This is a genomic window from Streptomyces sp. CB02058 (genome assembly GCF_001905505.1).
Taxonomy (GTDB): Bacteria; Actinomycetota; Actinomycetes; order Streptomycetales; family Streptomycetaceae; genus Streptomyces.
In genome coordinates, this window is the sequence record NZ_LIPG01000003.1 from 1,230,807 (window position 1) to 1,251,263 (window position 20,457).

A 20,457-nucleotide genomic window follows, 5' to 3' on the forward strand; every position below is an offset into this window, starting at 1 on the left:
ATAGCCTTGCTGGTGTTGCCCGTTCACTGTCATGAAGCACCTTGGTCTCTGCCCCACAGGAGTCACACGTGTCCCAGGCGTCGTCACCTCCCGACATTCTCTCGCCCGCCTTCGCAGCCGATCCCTACGGGGCCTACCGGACGATGCGTGAGAGCGCCCCACTGATCCACCACGAGGCCACGGGGAGTTACCTGGTCTCCCGGTACGAGGACGTCGAGCGCGTCTTCAAGGACAAGGCCCAGGAATTCACCACCGAGAACTACGACTGGCAGCTGGAGCCCGTCCACGGCAGGACGATCCTCCAGCTCAGCGGCAGGGAGCATGCCGTCAGGCGCGCCCTGGTGGCTCCGGCCTTCCGCGGCGCGGACCTCCAGGAGAAGTTCCTGCCCGTGATCGAGCGCAACGCCCGCGAGCTCATCGACGCCTTCCGGCACAAGGGCGAGGCCGATCTCGTCGCCGCCTTCGCGACCCGCTTCCCCGTCCTGGTCATCGCCGACATGCTCGGTCTGGACAGGGAGGACCACCAGCGTTTCCACGGCTGGTACACCACTGTCATCGCCTTCCTCGGGAACCTGGCGGGCGACCCCGAGGTGGCGGCGGCGGGGGAGCGCACCCGCCAGGAGTTCGCCGAGTACATGATCCCGGTCATCCAGCAGCGGCGCGAGAAGCCCGGGGACGACCTGCTCTCCGCGCTCTGCGCCGCCGAGGTCGACGGCGTACGCATGAGCGACGAGGACATCAAGGCGTTCTGCAGCCTGCTGCTCGCGGCCGGCGGGGAGACGACCGACAAGGCCATCGCCTCGGTCTTCGCCAATCTGCTGGCCAACCCCGAGCAGCTCGACGCCGTGCGCCGGGACAGGTCCCTGGTCGACCGGGCCTTCGCCGAGACGCTGCGCTACACCCCTCCGGTCCACATGATCATGCGCCAGACCGCGGGAGAGGTGGAGCTCTCCGGGGGCACCGTCCCGGCCGGTGCCACCGTCACCTGCCTGATCGGCTCGGCCAACCGGGACGAGGCCCGCTACGCCGAGCCGGACCGCTTCGACCTCTTCCGCGACGACCTGACGAGCACCACGGCGTTCTCCGCGGCGGCCGACCATCTGGCGTTCGCGCTCGGCCGGCACTTCTGCGTGGGTGCGCTGCTGGCCAGGGCCGAGGTCGAGACGGGCGTGAACCAGCTGCTGGACGCGATGCCGGACCTGCGGCTCGCCGACGGCTTCAGCCCGGTCGAGGAGGGCGTCTTCACCCGGGGCCCGGCATCGCTGCCCGTACGGTTCACCCCGGCCGGCGTCTGAGGGCCGGGGAGCGCTCCGCTCCGGTGACCGGCCTCCGCCACCCGACGGAGGCCGGTCACCGGAGCGGCCGGTGGTGCCCCGTGGCGTCCGCGGTGTCCCGAGACCGGATCGCCGGGCCGTCGCACGGACACCGGGTCGACCACCCGGGCAAGGGTCTCGTCAGCGGATGTGCCGCCCCGATATGGCGCGGGCGATGACCAGACGCTGGATCTCGCTCGTCCCCTCGAAGATCGTGTAGATCTTGGCGTCGCGGTACATCCGCTCCACCGGGTGCTCCCTGCTGTAGCCGGCGCCGCCGAGGATCTGGACGGCCTTCTCCGTGGCGGAGACCGCGAGCTCGCCCGCCCGGAGCTTGGACATGGACCCCTGCCCGGCGTCGAAGGTCCGGTCGTTCCGCGCCATCCACGCGGCCTGCCAGATCAGCAGGCGCACGACCTCGATCTCGGTGCGGATGTCGGCCAGCGCGAACGCGATCGACTGGTTCTCGATGATGGGGCGGCCGAACGCCTCGCGCTCCCCGGCGTACTCCAGCGCGTACTCGTACGCCGCCCGCGCGATGCCCAGCGCCTGCGCCCCCACCGTGGGGCGGCTGACCTCGAAGGTCGCCATGGCCGCCTGGCCCTTCGCGGTTCCCCCCTCGCGGGCGCGGGCGAGCCGTGCGTCGAGCTTCTCCTTCCCGCCGAGCAGACAGTGCCCCGGGACGCGTACCTCGTCGAGGAAGACGTCGGCGGTGTGCGAGGCGCGCAGGCCGAGCTTCTTGATGGTGCGGCTCGCCGCCAGGCCCTTCGTGCCGGGCGGCACGATGAACGCCGCCTGCCCCCGGGCGCCGAGGGACGGGTCGACGGACGCGACCACCACATGGATCTCGGCTATGCCGCCGTTGGTGATCCACGCCTTCTGGCCGGAGAGCACCCACGCGTCACCGGCCTCGTCGTAACGCGCCCTGGTCGTCATCGCGGAGACGTCCGAGCCGGCCTGGGGCTCGGAGACGCAGAACGCGGCCACCTTCGGGTCGTCCTCGTCGCCGTAGCACTGCGGGACCCACTCGGCGAGCTGGTCGGGCGTGCCGGAGGCGAAGATCCCCGCGACCGCGAGGGAGGTGCCGAAGAGCGCCATGCCGATCCCGGCGTCCCCCCAGAACAGCTCCTCGTTGGCGATCTGGAGGGAGAGACCGCTGGGGTCCCCGTACATGTCGGCGAGGGACTCGAATCCGTACAGACCGATCTTGGCGGCCTCCTGGATGACGGGCCACGGAGTCTCTTCCCGGGCGTCCCATTCGGCGGCCGCGGGGCGCACCACCTGGGCGGCGAAGCCGTGCACCCAGTTGCGCAGGTCCTGCTGTTCCTCGGTCAGGGCGAGGGAGAAGTAGCTCATGGGCTCAGGCCTTCGGGATGTCGAAGTAGCGGGTGAGCCCGGAGGCCAGACCGACGTCACCGGCGACCTTCAGCTTGCGCATCATGAACATCGTCACGGGATTGCCGTTGCCCGAGACCAGCTTGAGGAACTCGGCGTCGCCCATCACGAGCGTCGTACGGGGGTCACCGTCGGAGCGGCCCGCGCTCACGGTGCAGGCGCCGTCGGCTATCGCGGTCTCGTAGACCTCGTCCGTCTCGCCGGTGATCTTCCAGCGGATCAGCGCCGTCAGCCCGCCGGCGGCTTCCGGGCGGAACTGCTGCCGCATCCGGCCGAAGACCTCGCTCAGCACCCGGGTGCGCAGGTCGCCGCGCATGACCTCGCCGAGCTGCTGGGCGGACAGGCCCTTCACGATCCGCGCGAACTCCTCGGGGGAGACGGCGGCGAAGTCGAGCCCGGACAGTTCATCGGTGAGGTTGCCGCTGCTGTTGTCGGCCACGCCAAATCCTTACTCCAGAGTAAACTTACTTCTGAGTAAGGTAAGGGGGGCGTCGCCGCTTCGCAAGCGTCACCAGGCGCTGTCCGGACGGACCGGGAGACGGGGGTGATGGGCGGACAGCACCTTGTTGGCCCATGCCAGCTCGGACAGGGCCTGCTCGCGGTCGGCCTGGTCCTCGACGCCGAGCCTCGGTCCGCGGAACCGGCGCACCTCGCGGGCGGCGCAGACGGCGTCGAACTCCGCCTGGAGGATGTGCGGCGGGGTGCAGGAACCGATCAGCTCGGCGACCCGGTCCGGGATCGGCACGGGGACGAGGAGGTGCGAGGCGGTCATCGGGATTTCCCTCTCGGATGGTTGGCCAGGAGGTGGTGCTCCGCGATGGCCGGTGGGCCACCGCTCCTCCTCATGTAACGGGACGCAGTTCCTGGTTTCTCGTTGAGAACGTCTCCGTGTCGCAACCGTTTGGGACTGACCGTCTATTTCGCTTTACCAGAAGGTAAGTTGACTTCCCGTCATGTGTGTGGTGGTACGGCTTCAGTTGAGTGACTGGCCGCCCCGGGCGCGTAACTGCAGCGCACGCAGCACCGCTTCGGTGGAGAAGCGGCTCTCCGGATCGGTCAGCTGCTCGCCGAAGATGGCCTCCAGGCTGCGCATCCGGTACCGGACCGTCTGGGGGTGAACGTCCAGCAGCTCGCCCATCTGGGCGGCGGTCCCCCGGGTGTCGAGCCAGATCCGCAGCGTCTCGATCAGCCGCTCGCGCCGCGTGGTGCTGATGCCGGACACCGGGGCCAGCTCGCGCTCGGCGAGCTGATCGAGGAGGACGGGGTCGGAGAGGAGCCACAGCGTGATGAGGTGGTCCTCGCAGAGGATGACCGGTGCGTCGTCGATGACCCCCGCGTCGACCAGTTCGAGCACGCGGCGGGCCCAGCGGATCGAGTCCGCCGCGAGCGCGGTCGGCACGGTGAGCCCGATCGCCGCGCCCCCGCCCGGGATCGTCCGGTCGAGCATCTCCCTGCGCGCGTCGTCGAAGGTCCCGGGGATCAGCAGGTGCGGCTGAGGGTCTCCCGGGTCGATCAGGACGTCGTGATCCGCGCTGATCCGGTCGAGTCCGGCCGGTGCGCGCACCGCGACGAGCGTGACGGTCTCGGGCAGGGTCCACCCCGTCTGCTCGCACAGCTCGGCGATGGCGCTGCGGGGTACCGGCCGGCCGGCGAGGATCAGATGCAGCAGCCGCCGGCGCACCGCCTCGCTCTGCTGGTCGGACTGGGCCTGCACCTCCAGGAAGCCCTCACGGGACAGCGACTCGAGCTCGTCCACGTACGCGAACAGGGCGTCGGCGAAGCTGAGCATCAGTGCCGGCGAGAAGTTGTAGCTCCGGCCCACTTTCTTCGCCCGGCGCAGTGCGACCCGCGCGCCCAGTCGGTAGGCACCCTGGAGTGCGTCCATGGTGCGGCCCTCGTATGCCTCGAACCTGCCGAATCTCCGGCACATGTCGTCACGCAGGACCGTGGGGGACGAGGGTTCGGCCACCAGGTCGACGAATGAGGAAAGGCTCTGTTCGACGCCCATGCGGATGGACGTGCCATTGGGGCCGTTCAGTAGACGCGCGTATTCCGGATAGGCCCGGGTCACTTCCATGCCTATCTCTTTGATCAGGCTCGGCAGTTCGGGTCGCATGATCGCGGCGAACTCCTGGGGGAGGGGCCCCAGCGGGTCTCCGGTGTCCAGCGGCTGGATGAGTCTCGGCATGACCGTCCCCTTGCTTTCCTGGGCCCGGCTGAGTGGAGCAGGTGGGGGGAAAGCGCTCCCACGGACCGACAGGTGTATACCAACATCGGCGCCGAAGATAGACCAAGTCGGGCGGGGTGCACACAGCTTGGACAAGATCGAAGTGCAAGGGGCACACATCGTGGTGCCGTTGTGGTGCTCCCGTGCAGGTGGGGCGGTAAATGCTCACTTCCGGACAATGTTTTCGGCCGCAGGCCGCGTCGAGGTCGCAGATGAGCGGGTTCGACGGTCCCGCCGGCGGCCGTCGCGGGGTGGCGGCCGGGCCCTCGGCAGCCCCCGTGATCTTCTCCCGGCGCCCCGGCGTGAACACCGCGCCCGCGACGGGATTCCGGCACCGTGCGACATTCTCCAGAAATATTGCGCACCAAGTGACAAGTGTGCGCGCCGAATTAGTGACCCGTTGACGAGGAAAAAAACTTGCCGGACCAATCTTGACGCGCAGGATTGTGCTCCAAGTTTCCCGCAAGTAACGTCACGCCCTGTCACAGAACGTGTGTGGCTGAAAGAGCAGCACGGCCCCCACGCAACACGATTCTTCGCGGCACTCCCTGCACCTTTGCAGGAATGCGAGTGCCTTCCCCGCAACAGTGCACCCGCACTGCCGAATCGGAGGAACTCACTGTGCGCAACACCCTCAGAAAGATCGCAGTCACGGCCGGTGCCGCCGCGGCTGCCGTCACCCTCGGAGCCACCACCGCCACCGCCGGCGTCGCCGCTCCGACCTGGACCGTCACCCCCGCTCCCTCGCCGGTGGCCGTCTCGGCCACCAACTCCGGTACCGTCTCGCTCAGCCTCAACGGCATCCCGATGACGTGTACGACGTCGGCGGCCAACGCCGTGCTGGCGACCGCCTCCGGTACCTCGAACGTCACCGTCGGCACGATCGCTCCGCTGACCTGGAGCGGGTGCACCAGCCCCTTCGGCCCGGTGACGCCGTCCGCCAACACCTCCCCCGCGTGGCAGCTGAAGGCGAACTCCTACAGCGCGGGCACCACCACCGGGTACATCACCGGGGTGAAGGCCACGGTGACGGTCCTCACCTGCACCTTCACGGTGACGGGTGACGTCACGGGGTCCTACAACAACACCAGCGGCCAGCTCACCATCGGCAGCAGCGCCACCTACCAGCTGACGGTCGCCACGGTCACCCCGGGCTGCACCGGCATCGCGGCCGTGGGCCAGCACCCGATCTACACCGCCAAGTACAACGTGGTCAAGACGGGTACGACCACCAAGCCGGGCATCGTCTACACCCCCTGATCCGGTCACGGACCCGGTACGGGTGATGAGGGATCGCACAGCGGGCCCGCTGTGCGATCCCCGCGCCGGAGAGCCTGCGCCGCCCCGCTCCGCCGAATCGGAGAAGTGAACCGTGCGCAGGCGTCGGTGACAACACCACGTACGAGCCGACCGTCGGCACCGTCACGGCCGGATGCCCCGGGCCCCGGGGCTCCGGATGCCAACTGGACGTACAGCGCCAGGCACACGCTTGTCACCCCCGGTCGGGGGCACGGCCGTACCGACCGTCGGGTGCTCCCCGTGACCCGGCCGCACGCCTGGGCCGGGTCGGCAGGGAGCGCGCCGGGGCCCTCCGGCGCGCGGGGGAACATCCGGTTGTCCGAGAAGGGGACATCGTCAGTGAAGGGAAGTCGTATGGCGGGAACGCGTAGGCGCACAGCGCGCGGTGCGGCAGTGGCCACCGCTGTGCTGCTCGGGGGGATGATCCCCGGCGCGCAGGCCGCCTCCGGTGTGCAGGAGATCGACGCGGAGCTGGCCTACACGTGCGACTTCCCGGAGGGCGACCAGCCTGTGAAGGTCCGGCTGGCCGTGACGGTCCCCGAATCCGCTCAGGCCGGACAGACGATCCAGCCCGAGGGGATGGCACTTGACCTGACCCTGCCCGAGGCGGCGTCGGCAGCCCTGGCCGAGTCGGGAGCGGCGTCCGTGAGCGCGGAGGCGCAGCTCTCCGTCGACGTCGTCCAGGACGGCCGGCAGGCCCGGGCGGAGTGGATCGGGACTGCCGCCGAGGCGGCACCGGTACCCGAGGAGGGCGAGCTGACGCTGAGCACGGCGGGGAGTGTTCCCTACATCCGCCCCGGGGCGCCGGGCGACCTGGAGTTCAAGGCCTCCGGCCTCGCACTGGAACTGGCTGTGAAGAAGGCCGACGGAACCCCGGCGGAGCCGCCGGCCCTCTCCGTGCAGTGCGTCGTGGACGCGGATCAGGAGACGACCCTGGCGACGGTCGGCGTGGACGGTGACACCGGTGACACCGGGACGCCCACACCGGAACCGTCCGCGTCCGACCAGTGGCCCGGCGACGAGGAGCAGACGCGTCCCGGCGCACCCGAGGTCGGGAAGCGGGCGAAGGAGTCCGCGTCCGAGGCCGCACCCCCTTGCGTCGGTGACCCGTTCAACGTGGAGGGCCGCGACATGGTCGCCTACGTGGCCGGCTACGCGAACGTGACCAAGCTGGACGGCGCCACCAAGTTCCCTCCGGCCTGCGCCCGGATCCACACGTACGACGGCGAGAACTGGTTCGAGTTCCCCTATGTGCACGCGGTGCTGAACGCGGCGATCGTGCTGGACTACAAGGGGAAGCCCCAGCTGCCGCCCACCACGGGAACGTTCCTGACCTTCGGCTTCATGCCGACGACGGCCACCCTCGAGATGACGCAGATCCCTCCGAAGCCCAACTCCCCGGAGGACCGCAACGTGGTGTCCCACGGCATCACGGATCTCCTCAACGGGGGCTTCACCAAGACCACCACCAGCGTCGACATGGACTTCGTCCTCCGGCTGCACGACGTGAAGGTCAACGGCGTCGCGCTGGACGTGGGGGACAGCTGTCGGACGGAGCGCCCGTTCCGGCTCTCGCTCACCGGCCTGGGAACCTGGGACCCGGAGAAGGGGAACGAGGGCTACACGGTGATCACCGGAGGGGAACTGACCGGGTCGGCCGACATCCCGCCGTTCGAGGGATGCGGTGTGGGCGAGGACCTGGACAGCCTCTTCACCGCCTCCCTGTCCGGATCCCCCGGATTCGTCAAGCAGGTGCAGGGGGCGCCCTGCGTTCCTTCGACCGGTTCCGCCTGTACACCCGAGTACGAACCCCAGGACGTCCCCAAGGCGACGCGCTGACCCGCAGTCACACCCGGCCCTCGCGCCGAACGGCGACGCGCCGAACCGCGGTCGCCCTCGATCACCATTGCCCAACGGCGGCCGCCGACCCCGCGGCCGCCCCGAGCACCCTGCTGAGCACAGCACCTCCTCGCGCCTGCTACCGAATTGAGGGAACAATGAGACCTGCCCCGAAGACCTGGATCAAGGCCGCCGGCGCCGTTGCCGCGTCCGCCGCGCTGGTCATGCCGCTCACCGCGTCGCCGGCCGGTGCGGCCACGGCCGCCACCCAGCTGGGCGGCGCATGGGCCCCGTTCGACCGGTGTCCCGTGGACGCCCCCGCCATGCTCGCGACGGACGGCGACACCGCGGTCCCGTTGTGCGTGACGTCCACCTCGCCCAACGGGACGATCAAACTGGGTAACGTCACGGCGACGACCGGATCGACCAACCTGCAGTTCGGTGTCATCCAGCATCCGGCCGAAGGGACCTACACGGTCGTTCCGCCGCCCGCCGGCTCCATCATCAGCGGGAAGACCACGATCCCCGGCGGACTGCTCGGCATCATGTGCCCGAGCAACGTTCCCGTGGTCTCCGCCGTCTGCGGACAGATCACCAACGCCACACTGAACAAGGTGACCGCCACGGTGGAGTCGGCCGGAACTCCGACCGAGTTCAGCCTGGTCGCCGGGATCTCCACCGGGCCGATCGTCAAGCTGCCCGTCAAGATCCGTCTGGAGAACCCCCTGCTCGGATCCAACTGCTACATAGGGAGCAACAGCAGCCCGGTGCTCCTGCGCCCCGGAAACCTGAGTGCCCCGTCCCTGGCCGCCTCCAGATACAACGGTGACGGAACGGCGAACCCCGATGAGGGCTCGCTCATCAACCTCGCCCTGTCGGGGGCCGGGCAGGGCGACAGCCAGTTCTCCGTGCCGAAGGCCAGCGGCTGCGGGCTCGGTGGCATCCTCAGCTGGGCCATCGACCTCAAGGTGGGCCTGCCCGCGGCGGCCGGGTCGAACAACCTCGTCCTGAACGATGCCAAGACCTCGACGATCGGCCTCACCGCGCCGGGGCTCTCCGTGCCCAACGCCGGCAAGGAGCTCTCCCAGAACTGGCACTCCGCAGTGCAGTAGTCCCGGGTTCCGGCGCGTCGCGCACCTTGTCACTCGGTGCGTGCCGTCGTGCAGCCCCTCCGAGCCCGCCCCGACCGCATGCACCCTGGTCGGGGCGGGCTTCGGTGTGTCCGGAGGCGTCCGCGGAGCCCGCCGTCCCGCTCCCCAGGCCCTCACTTTTCGACAGGTTTCGCGCGCCGATTACTCATCGGGGCATAAGAAAACGGGGCTGCGCAATTACCTCGGAGAAAGTTCGTGAAGTGCTATTGCGGACTTAGGTTACTGGCCCGTAGCGTCCCGTCTGAGCAGCTGGGAAACACGTCCGTACCTGCTTGTTCGACGCACGTGGAGTCCTGGTCGAGCCCTCTTGAACCGGGATTCCGCCGGGAGTTCATCCGGCCCCGGACCTTCCGCCGGGGGCGGAGGACTTCCACCCCCGGGGTCTCGTGGCTCCGGCCCCCCTGGGCCGCGGGACCCCGGTGCACCCGGAGAGCTTGCGCAGTTTCCGACAAAGCCGCCGAGCGGGTTTGTCATTCGGTGACAAGTGATCCACACCGAGATCGACATCCGGCGATTTCCGCTGTTCAACGGCTTGTCCTGGCGGTTTCGACGGACATAACGTGCGCCTCCTGGTGCATGTGTGACAAGCCGTCGTTGCACGTACCGGAGCCGGAGCGCAGACAGATGACGTCGTTCACCACCACTTCGAGGGAGGGCCGATGGGAATCGAAGTAGTCGTCGAAGGCCTGACGAAATCCTTCGGCAAGCAGAACATCTGGCAGGACGTCAGTCTCACGCTGCCGGCCGGTGAGGTGAGCGTCATGCTCGGCCCTTCCGGCACCGGGAAGACCGTGTTCCTGAAATCCATCATCGGACTGCTGAAGCCGGAAAAGGGCCGTGTGCTCATCAACGGCGTCGACATGGTGAACAGCCCCGAGCGGGAAATCATGGAGACCCGGAAGCTGTTCGGGCTCATGTTCCAGGACGGCGCCCTCTTCGGCTCGATGTCCCTCTTCGACAACATCGCCTTCCCCTTGCGTGAACACACGCGCAAGAAGGAGTCGGAGATCCGGCGCATCGTCATGGAGCGGATCGACATCGTCGGACTGCTCGGCGCCGAGGAAAAGCTGCCGGGCGAGATATCCGGCGGTATGCGCAAGCGGGCCGGTCTCGCCCGCGCCCTCGTCCTGGACCCGCAGATCATCCTCTGCGACGAACCGGACTCCGGACTCGACCCCGTGCGTACCGCCTACCTCTCGCAGCTGCTCATCGATCTCAACGCGCAGATCGACGCGACGATGCTCATCGTCACCCACAACCTCGACATCGCGGCCACCGTCCCGGACAACATGGGCATGCTGTTCTGCCGCAACCTCGTCACCTTCGGGCCGCGCGAGGTCCTGCTCACCAGCGACATGCCCGTGGTCTCGCAGTTCCTCGCCGGGCGCCGCGAGGGGCCCATCGGCATGTCGGAGGAGAAGGACGCGGCCACCCTCGCGGCCGAGCAGACGAACGGCCACGGATACGCCACAGGGCCGCGCACCGTCGTCCCGCAGCTGGAGCCCTCGCCCGGGATGCCCGTACGGCAGGCGGCACTGCGCCGCAGGGAGCGGGTCATCTCCATGATGGGCCAGCTGCCGGAGGCCGCCCGTACGGCCATCATGAACAGCTACACGCCGACCTTGGACGGTGGGCGCCGATGACGGCACCACTGCCCGTGCGGCCTCCCGCTCCGGCCGCCGAGAAGACGCCGGAGCCCCCCGGACAGCGACCGTCCTCCCGGCTCCTCGCCCCGCTGCGCCAGACCGGGCAGCTCTTCGCCCTCGCCCTGGCCGTCGCCCGGGCCGTCTTCCGGCGCCCCTTCCAGGTACGGGAGTTCATCGAGCAGTTCTGGTTCGTCGCCAGCGTGACCATCCTGCCCGCGGCCCTGGTCTCGATCCCCTTCGGCGCGGTCATCGCCCTCCAGGTCGGCTCCCTGACCGAGCAGCTGGGCGCCCAGTCCTTCACCGGCGGCGCGAGCGTCCTCGCGGTCATCCAGCAGGCCAGCCCGCTCATCGTCGCCCTGCTGATCGCCGGAGCGGCGGGCTCGGCCATCTGCGCCGACCTCGGCTCCCGCAAGATCCGCGAGGAACTCGACGCCATGGAGGTCATGGGCGTCTCGCCCATCCAGCGCCTCGTCGTGCCGCGCGTCCTGGCCACCATGTTCGTCGCCGTCCTGCTGAACGGCCTGGTCTCCGTCGTCGGCACGCTCGGCGGCTACTTCTTCAACGTGATCATGCAGGACGGCACGCCCGGCGCCTACCTCGCCAGCTTCTCCGCACTGGCCCAGCTCCCCGACCTCTACGTCGGCGAGCTCAAGGCCCTCATCTTCGGCTTCATCGCCGGCATCGTCGCCGCCTACCGGGGACTCAACCCCCGCGGCGGCCCCAAGGGGGTCGGCGACGCGGTCAACCAGTCCGTCGTCATCACCTTCCTGCTCCTGTTCCTCGTGAACATGATCATCACGGCGGTCTACCTCCAGATCGTCCCCCCGAAGGGGGGCTGACCGATGTCGATGCTCGGCTGGCTCGACCGCTCGGGTGAGCAACTCACCTTCTACGTACGGGCACTCATCTGGATTCCGCGGACCCTGCGCCGCTATCTCAAGGAGGTGCAGCGGCTGCTCGCCGAGGTCGCCTTCGGCAGCGGTGGCCTGGGGGTCATCGGCGGAACCATCGGTGTGATGATCGCGATGACCCTCGCCACCGGCACGGTCGTCGGCCTCCAGGGGTACGCCGCCCTCGACCAGATCGGCACCTCGGCCCTGACGGGCTTCATCTCCGCGTACTTCAACACCCGGGAGATCGCCCCGCTCGTCGCGGGCCTCGCGCTCTCCGCGACCGTCGGCGCGGGATTCACCGCCCAGCTCGGCGCGATGCGGATCAACGAGGAGGTCGACGCCCTGGAAGCGATGGGCGTGCGCTCCATGCCCTACCTCGTCACCACGCGGATCATCGCGGGCGTCGTCGCCATCATCCCGCTGTACGCGATCGGGCTTCTCTCCTCCTACCTGGCGTCCCGCTACGTCACCGTGCTGTTCAACGGGCAGTCGGCGGGCACCTACGACCACTACTTCAACCTCTTCCTCTCCCCGGACGACGTGCTGCTGTCGGTGCTCAAGGTGCTGATCTTCAGCGTCCTGGTGATCCTCGCCCACTGCTACTACGGCTTCCACGCCACCGGCGGCCCGGCCGGCGTCGGCGTGGCCGTGGGCCGCTCGGTGCGCAACGCCATCGTGCTCATCAGCGTCACCGACTTCTTCCTCTCGCTCGCCATCTGGGGCGCGACGACAACCGTGAAGGTGGCCGGCTGATGCCTTCTCCCACGGCGCAGACGGTGCGCCGCAGACTCGCGGGAGTGGCCTTCGTGCTCGTGCCCGCCATGCTCGTATGGCTGTCGGTGTCCGTGTACGAGAAGGACTTCACGGAGGTGGCCACCGTGACCGTGCGCACCGGCAGCGTCGGCAACGAGATGCACGACAACGCCGACGTGAAGCTGCGCGGTGTCGTCATCGGCCAGGTGCGCGACATCGCGGTCGAGGGGGACGGGGCGCGCCTCACCCTCGCCATCCAGCCGGACAGGCTCGGACAGATACCCGACGACGTCACCGCCCAGATGCTCCCCACCACCCTCTTCGGCGAGCGGTTCGTCGCCCTCGTGCCCCCGGCCGTCCCGTCCGCACGGGCACTCCGGGCGGGCGCGGTGATCCCCCAGGACCGCTCGGCCAACGCCATCGAGCTGGAGGAGGTCCTCGACAACGTCCTGCCGATGCTGACCGCCGTCAAGCCGGAGAAGCTCGCCGCCACCCTCGGCGCCGTGTCCCAGGCACTCGAGGGACGGGGCGACAAGCTCGGCGACACCCTGGTCACCCTCGACGCGCACCTCAAGGAATTCAACCCGCAACTCCCGACGCTCAACGCGGACATCAAGGAACTCGTCAAGGTCAGCACGCTCTACGCCGACGCCGCACCCGATGTCCTGGACGCGCTGACCGACTTCACCACCACCAGCGGAACCATCGCCGAACAGCAGGCGGAACTCGCCGGTCTGTACGGCTCCACCACCGCCTCCGCCCAGGACGTCACCTCGTTCCTGCGCAAGAACAAGGACAACCTCATCCGCCTCTCCGCCTCGGGCCGCCCGACGCTGGAACTCCTCGCGGAGTACTCGGACGCCTTCCCCTGCACCCTGCGCACGATGGCGGGGTTCGTCCCCGCCATGGACAAGGCGCTCGGCAAGGGCACCGACCGGCCCGGACTCCACGTCACCCTCAGGCCCGTTGAGTCCAAGGGCAAGTACGTGGCCGGGAGGGACACCCCGGTGTACGGCGCGACCGGCGGCCCGCACTGCTACTCGGTGCCCTACACCGGGAGGCCGGTGCCGACCGCCGATGTGCGGTCCGCTCCCACCACGGACGCGGGCGCCCCCGAAGCGGACGTCCAGGAGCCCGGGGACACCGCGCTCGGCATGCCCAACTCGCCCGAGGAGAGCCGGCTCGTCAACGAACTGGTCGCCCCCTCCCTGAAGATCCGGCCCGAGACCCTGCCCGACTGGAGCAGCGTGCTCATCGGGCCCGCGTTCCGCGGTGCGGAGGTGAAGCTCAAGTGAAGCGCCGCTCCCTCACGGGACCTCTCGTGAAGTCGATCGTCTTCGTCGTGGTGACCGTCCTGGCCACCACCGTCCTGGGCCTGTCCATCGCCAGTACGGACGTCGGCGACACCACCTCGTACAAGGCGAGGTTCACCGATGCCACAGGGCTCGTCGTCGGCGACAGCGTTCGGATCGCCGGGGTCAAGGTCGGGCAGGTCGAGTCCATCGAGGTCGCCGACCGACGGGTGGCCGAGGTCGGGTTCGCCGTCCGCAAGGGCCGCAAGCTGCCCGCGTCGGTGACCGCGTCGATCAAGTACCTCAACATGGTCGGCCAGCGCTACGTCGACCTCGACCAGGGCGCCGGGCCCGTCGGCCGGAGCTTCAGGTCGGGAGCCACCATCCCGCTCTCCCGCACCACGCCCGCGCTCGATCTCACCCAGCTCTTCAACGGCTTCCAGCCGCTCTTCGAGGGACTGTCGCCACCGGACGTCAACCAGCTGGCCGGATCGATCGTCCAGGTCCTCCAGGGCGAGGGCGGCACCGTCGACAGCATCCTCTCCCACGTCGGATCGCTGACCGGCACCGTCGCGGCCAAGGACAAGGTGATCGGCGAGGTGATCAAGAACCTCAACACGGTCCTGAAGACCGTCAACGACCGCGAGGCCGGCTTCGACGAACTCGTCGTCACCCTGCAGAAGCTCGTCACCGGCTTCGCGGGCGACCGCAAACCGCTCGGTGAGGCGGTCACCGCGATGGGCGCGCTCACCACGGTCACCGCCGGTCTCCTCCAGGACGGACGCAAGCCCCTGAAGGACGACATCGCGCAGCTCGGACGTCTCACCGACCGGCTGGACAAGAACGCGCCCACGATCGAGAGCTTCCTGAGGAAGACGCCCGCCAAGATGGAGGCGATCACCCGCCTCACCTCCTACGGGTCATGGCTCAACCTCTACCTCTGCGAGGCCAGGGTCAGCGGTGTGACGACCGAGGACGGCAGCGCCCCGCCCACCGGCATCACGATCGCCCAACCGAGGTGCCAGGCATGAGAATCAAGCCCGTACGCGAACGCAACCCGGTCGCGGTCAGCATCGCCGGACTCCTCGTCCTGGCCCTCGTGGGCCTCGCCGCCTACCGCGCCGACAGCCTGCCCTTCATCGGCGGCGGCACCACCTACACCGCCGACTTCACCGAGTCGGCGGGGCTCGGCGAGGGAGACGAGGTGCGCATCGCCGGGGTGAAGGTCGGCGAGGTCACCGGCGTCTCGCTCGACGGCGCCAAGGTGAAGGTCGACTTCAAGGTCCAGGACGCCTGGATCGGGAACTCCTCAACCGTCGGGATCGCCATCAAGACACTCCTGGGCGACAAGTACCTCGCCGTCGACCCGCTGGGCGACGCCCCGCAGGACCCGGGCTCCCGCATCACCGCGAGCCGCACCACATCCCCGTACGACGTCACCCAGGCCTTCAACGGACTCGGCGAGACCATCGAGGAGATCGACACCGCCCGGCTCGCCCAGAGCTTCGAGACGATCTCCGACACCTTCAAGGACTCCCCACCCGACGTGCGCAGTGCGGCGGACGGACTCTCCGCGCTGTCGAGGACCGTGTCCGAGCGGGACGCCCAGCTCGCCACCCTCCTCAAGGGCAGCAAACAGCTCACAAAGACCCTCGCGAGCAAGAAGAGCAGCTTCGAGACCCTGCTGGAGGACGGCAATCTGCTGCTGGGCGAGATCCAGGCCCGGCGCGACTCCATCCATCTGCTGCTCACCGGGACCCGGGACCTCGGCACCCAGCTCAGCGGCCTCGTCAAGGACAACGACAAGCAGCTGAAGCCGACCCTGGACTCGCTCGGCCGGGTCACCGCGGTCCTCGTGAAGAACCGCAAGAGTCTCGACAAGGTGCTGTCCCTGGCCGGCTCCTACAACCGGCTGGTCGGCAACACGCTCGGCAACGGCCGCTGGTTCGACAACTACGTCTGCGGTGTCGTCCCGAAGAGCTATCTGCCGGCGGGCACGCCTCCGGCCGGCGGCGACTGCATGCCGCCGAAGCAGGGAGGGCGCTGACATGAGACGCACCCGCATCATCGGCATCGGCGCAGGCCTCGCCGTGGTCGCCGTCGCCGCCACCTCGGGGGTGATGGCCATGGACGACCAGGGGAAGACCACCATCACCGCCTACTTCGACCAGGCGACGGGCGTGTACGCCGGATCGGACCTGCGCATCCTCGGAGTCAAGGTCGGCACCGTCGAGTCCGTGCAGCCGCGCGGCAAGGAGGTCCGGGTCACCCTGAAGCTCGACGAGGGCGTCGAGGTCCCAGCGGACGCGCACGCCGTCGTCGTCGCCCCCAGCCTCGTCGCCGACCGGTACGTACAGCTCGCCCCGGCCTACACCGGGGGAGCGAGGCTCGAGGACGACGCCGTACTGCCGGCGGCGGCCAACGCCACGCCCATCGAGGTCGACCAGCTGTACGAGTCGATCACCGAGCTCTCCACGGCGCTCGGCCCGGACGGGGCCAACGCGGACGGGGCACTCTCGGAGCTGCTCGACACCGGCGCCAATAACCTTGACGGCAACGGAAAGGCGATCGGGGACTCCGTCGAACAGTTCGGCAAGGCCACGAAGACCCTGGACAGGAGCAGCGGCAACCTCTTCGACACGCTGGCCTACCTCCAGACCTTCACCACCATGCTGAAGGACAACGACGGCAACGTGCGCGCCGCCGAGCAGCAGCTGAACTCCGTCACCGGCTTCCTCGCCGACGACAAGGAGAACCTCAGCGCGGCACTGACGGAGCTGGGCAAGGCGCTCGGCCAGGTCAAGGGGTTCATCCAGAAGAACCGGGGCGCGCTCAAGAAGAACGTGGACCTCCTGGTGCCCCTCACCCAGACCCTCGTCGACCAGCGCGCCTCGCTCGCCGAGTCGCTCGACACACTGCCGCTCTCCGCGGGCAACGTGCTCAACGCCTACGACCCGGCGAACCGCACCCTCAACGGGCGCACGAACCTCAACGAGCTGTCGATGGGCGGACCGCTCACCGACCCCGAGTCCGCGGCCGGACCGGAAGGGCTGGCGCCGGTGGACACCGCCCGGCAGAAGGCACTGCCCGTCCTGCCGCTGCCCGCGGTCGGCACCGTCTACGGCACCCCCGAGAAGACCGGCACCCAGCAGAAGAAGGAGGGGACCGAATGAGCCCCGCCCTCCGCAGACCCGGCACCCGCGCGGTCACGGGCCTCGGCGCCCTGGTCGCCGCTGGCGTCGGCTTCGTGCTCGTGGCCACGACCGTCGGCCTGCCGTCGCTCGGGGGCATCGACCAGGTGCCGCTTCCCGGCGGGGCCGACCTCGGCGACCACCCGTACGAGATCACCGCCGAGTTCGGGGACGTCCTCAGCCTCGCACCCCAGTCGTCCGTCAAGGTCAACGACGTCGCCGTGGGACGGGTCACCAGGATCTCCCTCACCCCGGGCAGCTGGACCGCCAAGGTCACCATGCGCGTCAACGGCAGGATCGAACTGCCCGCCAACGCCTACGCCCACCTCGAACAGTCCAGCCTCCTCGGCGAGAAGTTCGTCCAGCTCTCGGCCCCGAGCTCCGGCACCGCCGAGGGCGCACTCGGCGACGGCGACCGCATCCCGCTCTCCCGCACCAACCGCAACCCCGAGGTCGAAGAGGTCTTCGGCGCCCTGTCGATGCTGCTCAACGGCGGCGGGGTCAGCCAGCTCAAGACCATCACCACCGAGCTCAACAAGGCGCTCGCCGGACAGGAACCCCAGATCCGCTCGATGCTGACGCGGGTCGACACCCTCGTGACCGACCTGGACGCCCACAAGGAGGACATCACCCAGGCGCTCGACGGCGTCAACCGGCTCGCCGCCACCCTCGCCACCCGTAAGCAGGACGTCGGCACCGTCCTCACCGGGCTCAGCCCCGGACTGAAGGTCCTGGAGAAGCAGCGCGGTTCGCTCATGACCATGCTGCGCTCGCTCGACTCGCTCTCCACCGTCGCCGTCGACACGATCAACAAGAGCAAGGCGGACATGATCGCCGACCTCAAGGCCATCGCCCCCACGCTCACCGCCCTCGCGGACTCGGGCAACGACCTGCCCGACTCCCTCCAGGTGCTGCTCACCTACCCGTTCACCGACGAGGTGCTGCGCGGGGTGAAGGGCGACTACCTCAACGTCTACCTGGATGTGACCGCCCTGCCCGGCACCCAGATCATTCCCGCGCTCACCGAGCCCGCGGAGTCCGGCACGGCGCGGAAGCCGAAGACGGCGCTGCCCCTGCCGCTCCCCTCCGTCACCACGTCAGGACAGGAGGGCACCAGCTGATGATCACGCTCGCCGTCAGGCTCAAGAACATCGCCTTCCTCGTCATCGCCGTACTCGTCCTCGGCTTCCTCGGGGTGCGGTACGCCGACCTCGGCCACTACGTCGGGATGCGCGACTACTACACCGTCACGGTCCAACTGCCGCAGACCGGCGGCCTGTACACCCACTCCAACGTCAGCTACCGGGGTGTCTCCGTGGGCAGGGTCGGCCCCATCGAGCTGACCGACGAGGGCGTCGAGGCCGAACTGCGCATCGAGAACGACGCACCCCGCATCCCGGACGGCCTGCGTGCCGTCGTCGCCAGCCTCTCCGCGGTCGGCGAACAGTACATCGACCTGCGGCCCACCCGCTCGGACGGTCCCTTCCTGGAGAACGGCTCCGTCATCGACCAGGCCGACACGACCATTCCCGCACCGGTCACCGACGTCCTCACCAGCGTCAACGACCTGACGAAGTCCGTGGACGCGGAAGCCCTGCGCACGGTCGTCGACGAGTTCGGCGCGGCGTTCGAGGGGCGTGGCGACGACCTCCAGGTCCTGCTGGACACCGGCAGCGAGTTCGTCCAGGCCGCCGACGAGGCCCTGCCGACGACCACGAAACTGATGGCCGACGGCGAGACCGTGCTGCGCACCCAGGCCGAACAGGGCGAAGCGCTCAAGGGCTTCGCCTCCGGAGCCCAGGAACTCGCCGCCGAGCTCAAGGGATCCGACACCGATCTGCGCCGGCTCATCGCGGCGGCCCCCGGCGCCACCGAACAGATCAGCGGGCTGCTGCGCGACCTCGACCCCGCGTTCGGTGTGGTCGTCGCCAACCTCCTCACCACCTCAGAGGTCGCCGTCACCCGGCAGCGCGGACTGGAGGAACTCCTCGTGAAGGTCCCCGCCGTCGCGGCGGCGGGCGCGAGCGCCATCGACACCGACGGAGCGAGGTTCGGCATGTCGGTCACCTTCTTCGAGCCACTGCCCTGCACCTCCGGATACGGCGGCACCACCTACCGCGTGGGCACCGACCTCTCGACGCCCCCCGCCGTCAACACCAAGGCACGCTGCGCCTCCGCACCCGGCAGCGGGATCAACGTCAGGGGCAGCGCCAACGCACCCAGGGGCGGTCCCGTGCCCGAACCGTTCGAGCCCGGCTCGGGCCTCCTCCCGGACGCACGCGGTACCACCGGGGACACCGCCGCGCCGCGCGCCGGCGGGATGGCCGGACTGCTCGGCCTGGGAGGCGAGTGATGGACAGGCGCACGAGGACGGGGCTCGGCTGGGCCGGCATGCTCGCCGCCGTACTGGTCTGCGCGCTCGGCGCGTGGTCGTACGCCGGCGCGCGCGGCGACGACACCCTGGCGTACGCGAAGAGCCGTGACGCCGCGCTCGCCGACGGCAGGACGCACCTCGCCCGGCTGACCAGCATGGACGGCAGGAGCGCCGCGAGCGTCAACTCCGGGCTGAGGGCCTGGCTCGCCGCCTCGACCGGACCGCTGCACGACCGGCTGGAGACCTCGCGGAAGAAGGACGCGGGCGAACTCACCGAGTCCGGCGCCACCGCGCGGGGCAAGGTCACCGACGCCGCCCTCACCGCGCTCGACGACCGCGCCGGAACGGCGGCGCTCATCGCGACCGTCGACGTCGAGGTCACCCCGCGCACCGGCAAGGGCGGCACGGAACGCAAACGCTTCGAGGCGACCCTCGCCCGGACCGGGGACGGCTGGAAGATCAAGGCACTTGACGCGCTACCGGTCGGGAGCGGCTCATGAAGCAGAGCACGGCGACGACGGCGGTCCTGCCGGATCCCGACCCGGAGACGGACCCCGTACCGGCGGACGGCCGCCCGCCCCGGCGGTGGACGCGCGTCCTCGCCGCTGTGCTGGCCCTCGTCCTGCTGGGCGCGGGCGGAGCGCTCTTCGTCCAGGGGCAGCGGCTGCGCGACACCCCGGCCACATCCAACCACGCGCTGACCGACTCCGAGGCGACCACCCGGGTCGCGGGCGATGTGAGCAGCGCACTGGGCAAGGTCTTCTCGTACAGCCCGGGGGCCACCGGCGCGACGAAGGAGTCGGCGAAGCAACTCCTCGCGGGCGATGCGCTCCAGCAGTACGCGGCCCTGTTCGGCCAGGTCGAGAAGCAGGCGGCGGACCAGAAGCTGACGCTCACCACCCAGGCCGTACGCGCCGGGGTCACCAGGCTCAGCGGCAGCAGCGCCCACCTCCTCGTCTTCCTCGACCAGGTCTACGAGCGCGAGGGGAAGGCCGCCACCACGGCGGCGGCCCAGCTGTCCGTCACGGCGGAACTGCGCGGCGGACGCTGGCGGATCGTCGACATCACCTCCAGGTAGGGGAGA

19 protein-coding genes are annotated in these 20,457 nt (G+C 69.4%); 15 read left to right on the top strand and 4 right to left on the bottom strand.

Annotation, left to right across the window (positions count from 1 at the left end; translation table 11 throughout):
• Positions 1-68: 68 nt before the first annotated feature.
• Positions 69-1,295 carry a cytochrome P450 gene (locus tag AMK10_RS18860; RefSeq protein WP_073748963.1) on the top strand — a complete coding sequence of 409 codons (1,227 nt, stop codon included), beginning with the start codon at positions 69-71 and terminating at the stop codon, positions 1,293-1,295.
• Between the two features lie 159 nt (positions 1,296-1,454).
• On the opposite strand, the gene AMK10_RS18865 is transcribed toward AMK10_RS18860, so the two are convergent.
• The 4 genes from AMK10_RS18865 to AMK10_RS18880 all read right to left on the bottom strand — a co-directional run bounded on the left by AMK10_RS18865 (position 1,455) and on the right by AMK10_RS18880 (position 4,896).
• Complete coding sequence (locus tag AMK10_RS18865) at positions 1,455-2,669, bottom strand: acyl-CoA dehydrogenase family protein (RefSeq protein WP_073748964.1); 1,215 nt, start codon at positions 2,667-2,669, stop codon at positions 1,455-1,457.
• A gap of 4 nt (positions 2,670-2,673) precedes the next feature.
• Positions 2,674-3,147: an SCP2 sterol-binding domain-containing protein gene (locus tag AMK10_RS18870; RefSeq protein WP_073748965.1), complete on the bottom strand. Its 474-nt coding sequence runs from the start codon at positions 3,145-3,147 to the stop codon at positions 2,674-2,676.
• A gap of 69 nt (positions 3,148-3,216) precedes the next feature.
• On the bottom strand, positions 3,217-3,480 hold the full coding sequence (locus tag AMK10_RS18875; protein WP_073748966.1) for a hypothetical protein: 264 nt from the start codon (positions 3,478-3,480) through the stop codon (positions 3,217-3,219).
• Between the two features lie 201 nt (positions 3,481-3,681).
• On the bottom strand, positions 3,682-4,896 hold the full coding sequence (locus AMK10_RS18880; protein WP_073748967.1) for a helix-turn-helix domain-containing protein: 1,215 nt from the start codon (positions 4,894-4,896) through the stop codon (positions 3,682-3,684).
• 660 nt (positions 4,897-5,556) lie between these two features.
• Here AMK10_RS18880 and AMK10_RS18885 point away from each other — a divergent pair.
• From AMK10_RS18885 to AMK10_RS18950, 14 genes are all read left to right on the top strand, one after another.
• Entirely contained in the window at positions 5,557-6,195 is a 639-nt protein-coding gene (locus AMK10_RS18885; protein ID WP_073748968.1) for a hypothetical protein, read from the top strand.
• 432 nt (positions 6,196-6,627) lie between these two features.
• Complete coding sequence (locus tag AMK10_RS18890) at positions 6,628-8,073, top strand: DUF6801 domain-containing protein (protein WP_107428440.1); 1,446 nt, start codon at positions 6,628-6,630, stop codon at positions 8,071-8,073.
• A 158-nt stretch (positions 8,074-8,231) separates the two neighbouring features.
• Positions 8,232-9,185 (top strand): hypothetical protein, encoded by a 954-nt coding sequence (locus AMK10_RS18895; RefSeq protein ID WP_073748970.1) that lies wholly within the window; start codon positions 8,232-8,234, stop codon positions 9,183-9,185.
• Between the two features lie 698 nt (positions 9,186-9,883).
• Positions 9,884-10,867 carry an ABC transporter ATP-binding protein gene (locus tag AMK10_RS18900; protein ID WP_073748971.1) on the top strand — a complete coding sequence of 328 codons (984 nt, stop codon included), beginning with the start codon at positions 9,884-9,886 and terminating at the stop codon, positions 10,865-10,867.
• The gene (locus AMK10_RS18905; protein WP_073748972.1) at positions 10,864-11,709 is read left to right on the top strand and encodes an MlaE family ABC transporter permease; all 846 of its coding nucleotides are present in this window, start codon (positions 10,864-10,866) and stop codon (positions 11,707-11,709) included. Before AMK10_RS18900 ends, AMK10_RS18905 begins: the two co-directional genes overlap by 4 nt.
• A 3-nt stretch (positions 11,710-11,712) precedes the next feature.
• Positions 11,713-12,516 carry an MlaE family ABC transporter permease gene (locus AMK10_RS18910; protein WP_073748973.1) on the top strand — a complete coding sequence of 268 codons (804 nt, stop codon included), beginning with the start codon at positions 11,713-11,715 and terminating at the stop codon, positions 12,514-12,516.
• Positions 12,516-13,811: an MCE family protein gene (locus AMK10_RS18915; protein WP_073748974.1), complete on the top strand. Its 1,296-nt coding sequence runs from the start codon at positions 12,516-12,518 to the stop codon at positions 13,809-13,811. The genes AMK10_RS18910 and AMK10_RS18915 overlap by 1 nt, the downstream gene beginning before the upstream one ends.
• The gene (locus tag AMK10_RS18920; RefSeq protein WP_073748975.1) at positions 13,808-14,839 is read left to right on the top strand and encodes an MCE family protein; all 1,032 of its coding nucleotides are present in this window, start codon (positions 13,808-13,810) and stop codon (positions 14,837-14,839) included. Before AMK10_RS18915 ends, AMK10_RS18920 begins: the two co-directional genes overlap by 4 nt.
• Positions 14,836-15,855 (top strand): MCE family protein, encoded by a 1,020-nt coding sequence (locus AMK10_RS18925; RefSeq protein WP_073748976.1) that lies wholly within the window; start codon positions 14,836-14,838, stop codon positions 15,853-15,855. Before AMK10_RS18920 ends, AMK10_RS18925 begins: the two co-directional genes overlap by 4 nt.
• Before the next feature lies 1 nt (position 15,856).
• Complete coding sequence (locus tag AMK10_RS18930) at positions 15,857-16,981, top strand: MCE family protein (RefSeq protein WP_073748977.1); 1,125 nt, start codon at positions 15,857-15,859, stop codon at positions 16,979-16,981.
• The gene (locus AMK10_RS18935) at positions 16,978-18,120 is read left to right on the top strand and encodes an MCE family protein (RefSeq protein ID WP_073748978.1); all 1,143 of its coding nucleotides are present in this window, start codon (positions 16,978-16,980) and stop codon (positions 18,118-18,120) included. Before AMK10_RS18930 ends, AMK10_RS18935 begins: the two co-directional genes overlap by 4 nt.
• Positions 18,120-19,352, top strand: coding sequence for an MCE family protein (locus AMK10_RS18940; protein WP_073748979.1), 1,233 nt, complete (start codon positions 18,120-18,122; stop codon positions 19,350-19,352). Before AMK10_RS18935 ends, AMK10_RS18940 begins: the two co-directional genes overlap by 1 nt.
• Positions 19,352-19,873 (top strand): hypothetical protein, encoded by a 522-nt coding sequence (locus AMK10_RS18945; RefSeq protein ID WP_073748980.1) that lies wholly within the window; start codon positions 19,352-19,354, stop codon positions 19,871-19,873. Before AMK10_RS18940 ends, AMK10_RS18945 begins: the two co-directional genes overlap by 1 nt.
• Positions 19,870-20,451 (top strand): hypothetical protein, encoded by a 582-nt coding sequence (locus AMK10_RS18950; RefSeq protein ID WP_073748981.1) that lies wholly within the window; start codon positions 19,870-19,872, stop codon positions 20,449-20,451. The genes AMK10_RS18945 and AMK10_RS18950 overlap by 4 nt, the downstream gene beginning before the upstream one ends.
• Positions 20,452-20,457 lie beyond the last annotated feature (6 nt).

Excerpts from the sequence above, each read along its gene's own strand:
- AMK10_RS18910 (WP_073748973.1), top strand. The coding sequence starts at position 11,713 with ATGTCGATGCTCGGCTGGCTCGACCGCTCGGGTGAGCAACTCACCTTC.
- AMK10_RS18900 (WP_073748971.1), top strand. The coding sequence starts at position 9,884 with ATGGGAATCGAAGTAGTCGTCGAAGGCCTGACGAAATCCTTCGGCAAG.
- AMK10_RS18925 (WP_073748976.1), top strand. The coding sequence starts at position 14,836 with ATGAGAATCAAGCCCGTACGCGAACGCAACCCGGTCGCGGTCAGCATC.
- AMK10_RS18940 (WP_073748979.1), top strand. The coding sequence starts at position 18,120 with ATGATCACGCTCGCCGTCAGGCTCAAGAACATCGCCTTCCTCGTCATC.
- AMK10_RS18905 (WP_073748972.1), top strand. The coding sequence starts at position 10,864 with ATGACGGCACCACTGCCCGTGCGGCCTCCCGCTCCGGCCGCCGAGAAG.
- AMK10_RS18875 (WP_073748966.1), bottom strand. The coding sequence starts at position 3,480 with ATGACCGCCTCGCACCTCCTCGTCCCCGTGCCGATCCCGGACCGGGTC.
- AMK10_RS18950 (WP_073748981.1), top strand. The coding sequence starts at position 19,870 with ATGAAGCAGAGCACGGCGACGACGGCGGTCCTGCCGGATCCCGACCCG.
- AMK10_RS18880 (WP_073748967.1), bottom strand. The coding sequence starts at position 4,896 with ATGCCGAGACTCATCCAGCCGCTGGACACCGGAGACCCGCTGGGGCCC.
- AMK10_RS18945 (WP_073748980.1), top strand. The coding sequence starts at position 19,352 with ATGGACAGGCGCACGAGGACGGGGCTCGGCTGGGCCGGCATGCTCGCC.
- AMK10_RS18930 (WP_073748977.1), top strand. The coding sequence starts at position 15,857 with ATGAGACGCACCCGCATCATCGGCATCGGCGCAGGCCTCGCCGTGGTC.
- AMK10_RS18865 (WP_073748964.1), bottom strand. The coding sequence starts at position 2,669 with ATGAGCTACTTCTCCCTCGCCCTGACCGAGGAACAGCAGGACCTGCGC.
- AMK10_RS18915 (WP_073748974.1), top strand. The coding sequence starts at position 12,516 with ATGCCTTCTCCCACGGCGCAGACGGTGCGCCGCAGACTCGCGGGAGTG.
- AMK10_RS18895 (WP_073748970.1), top strand. The coding sequence starts at position 8,232 with ATGAGACCTGCCCCGAAGACCTGGATCAAGGCCGCCGGCGCCGTTGCC.
- AMK10_RS18935 (WP_073748978.1), top strand. The coding sequence starts at position 16,978 with ATGAGCCCCGCCCTCCGCAGACCCGGCACCCGCGCGGTCACGGGCCTC.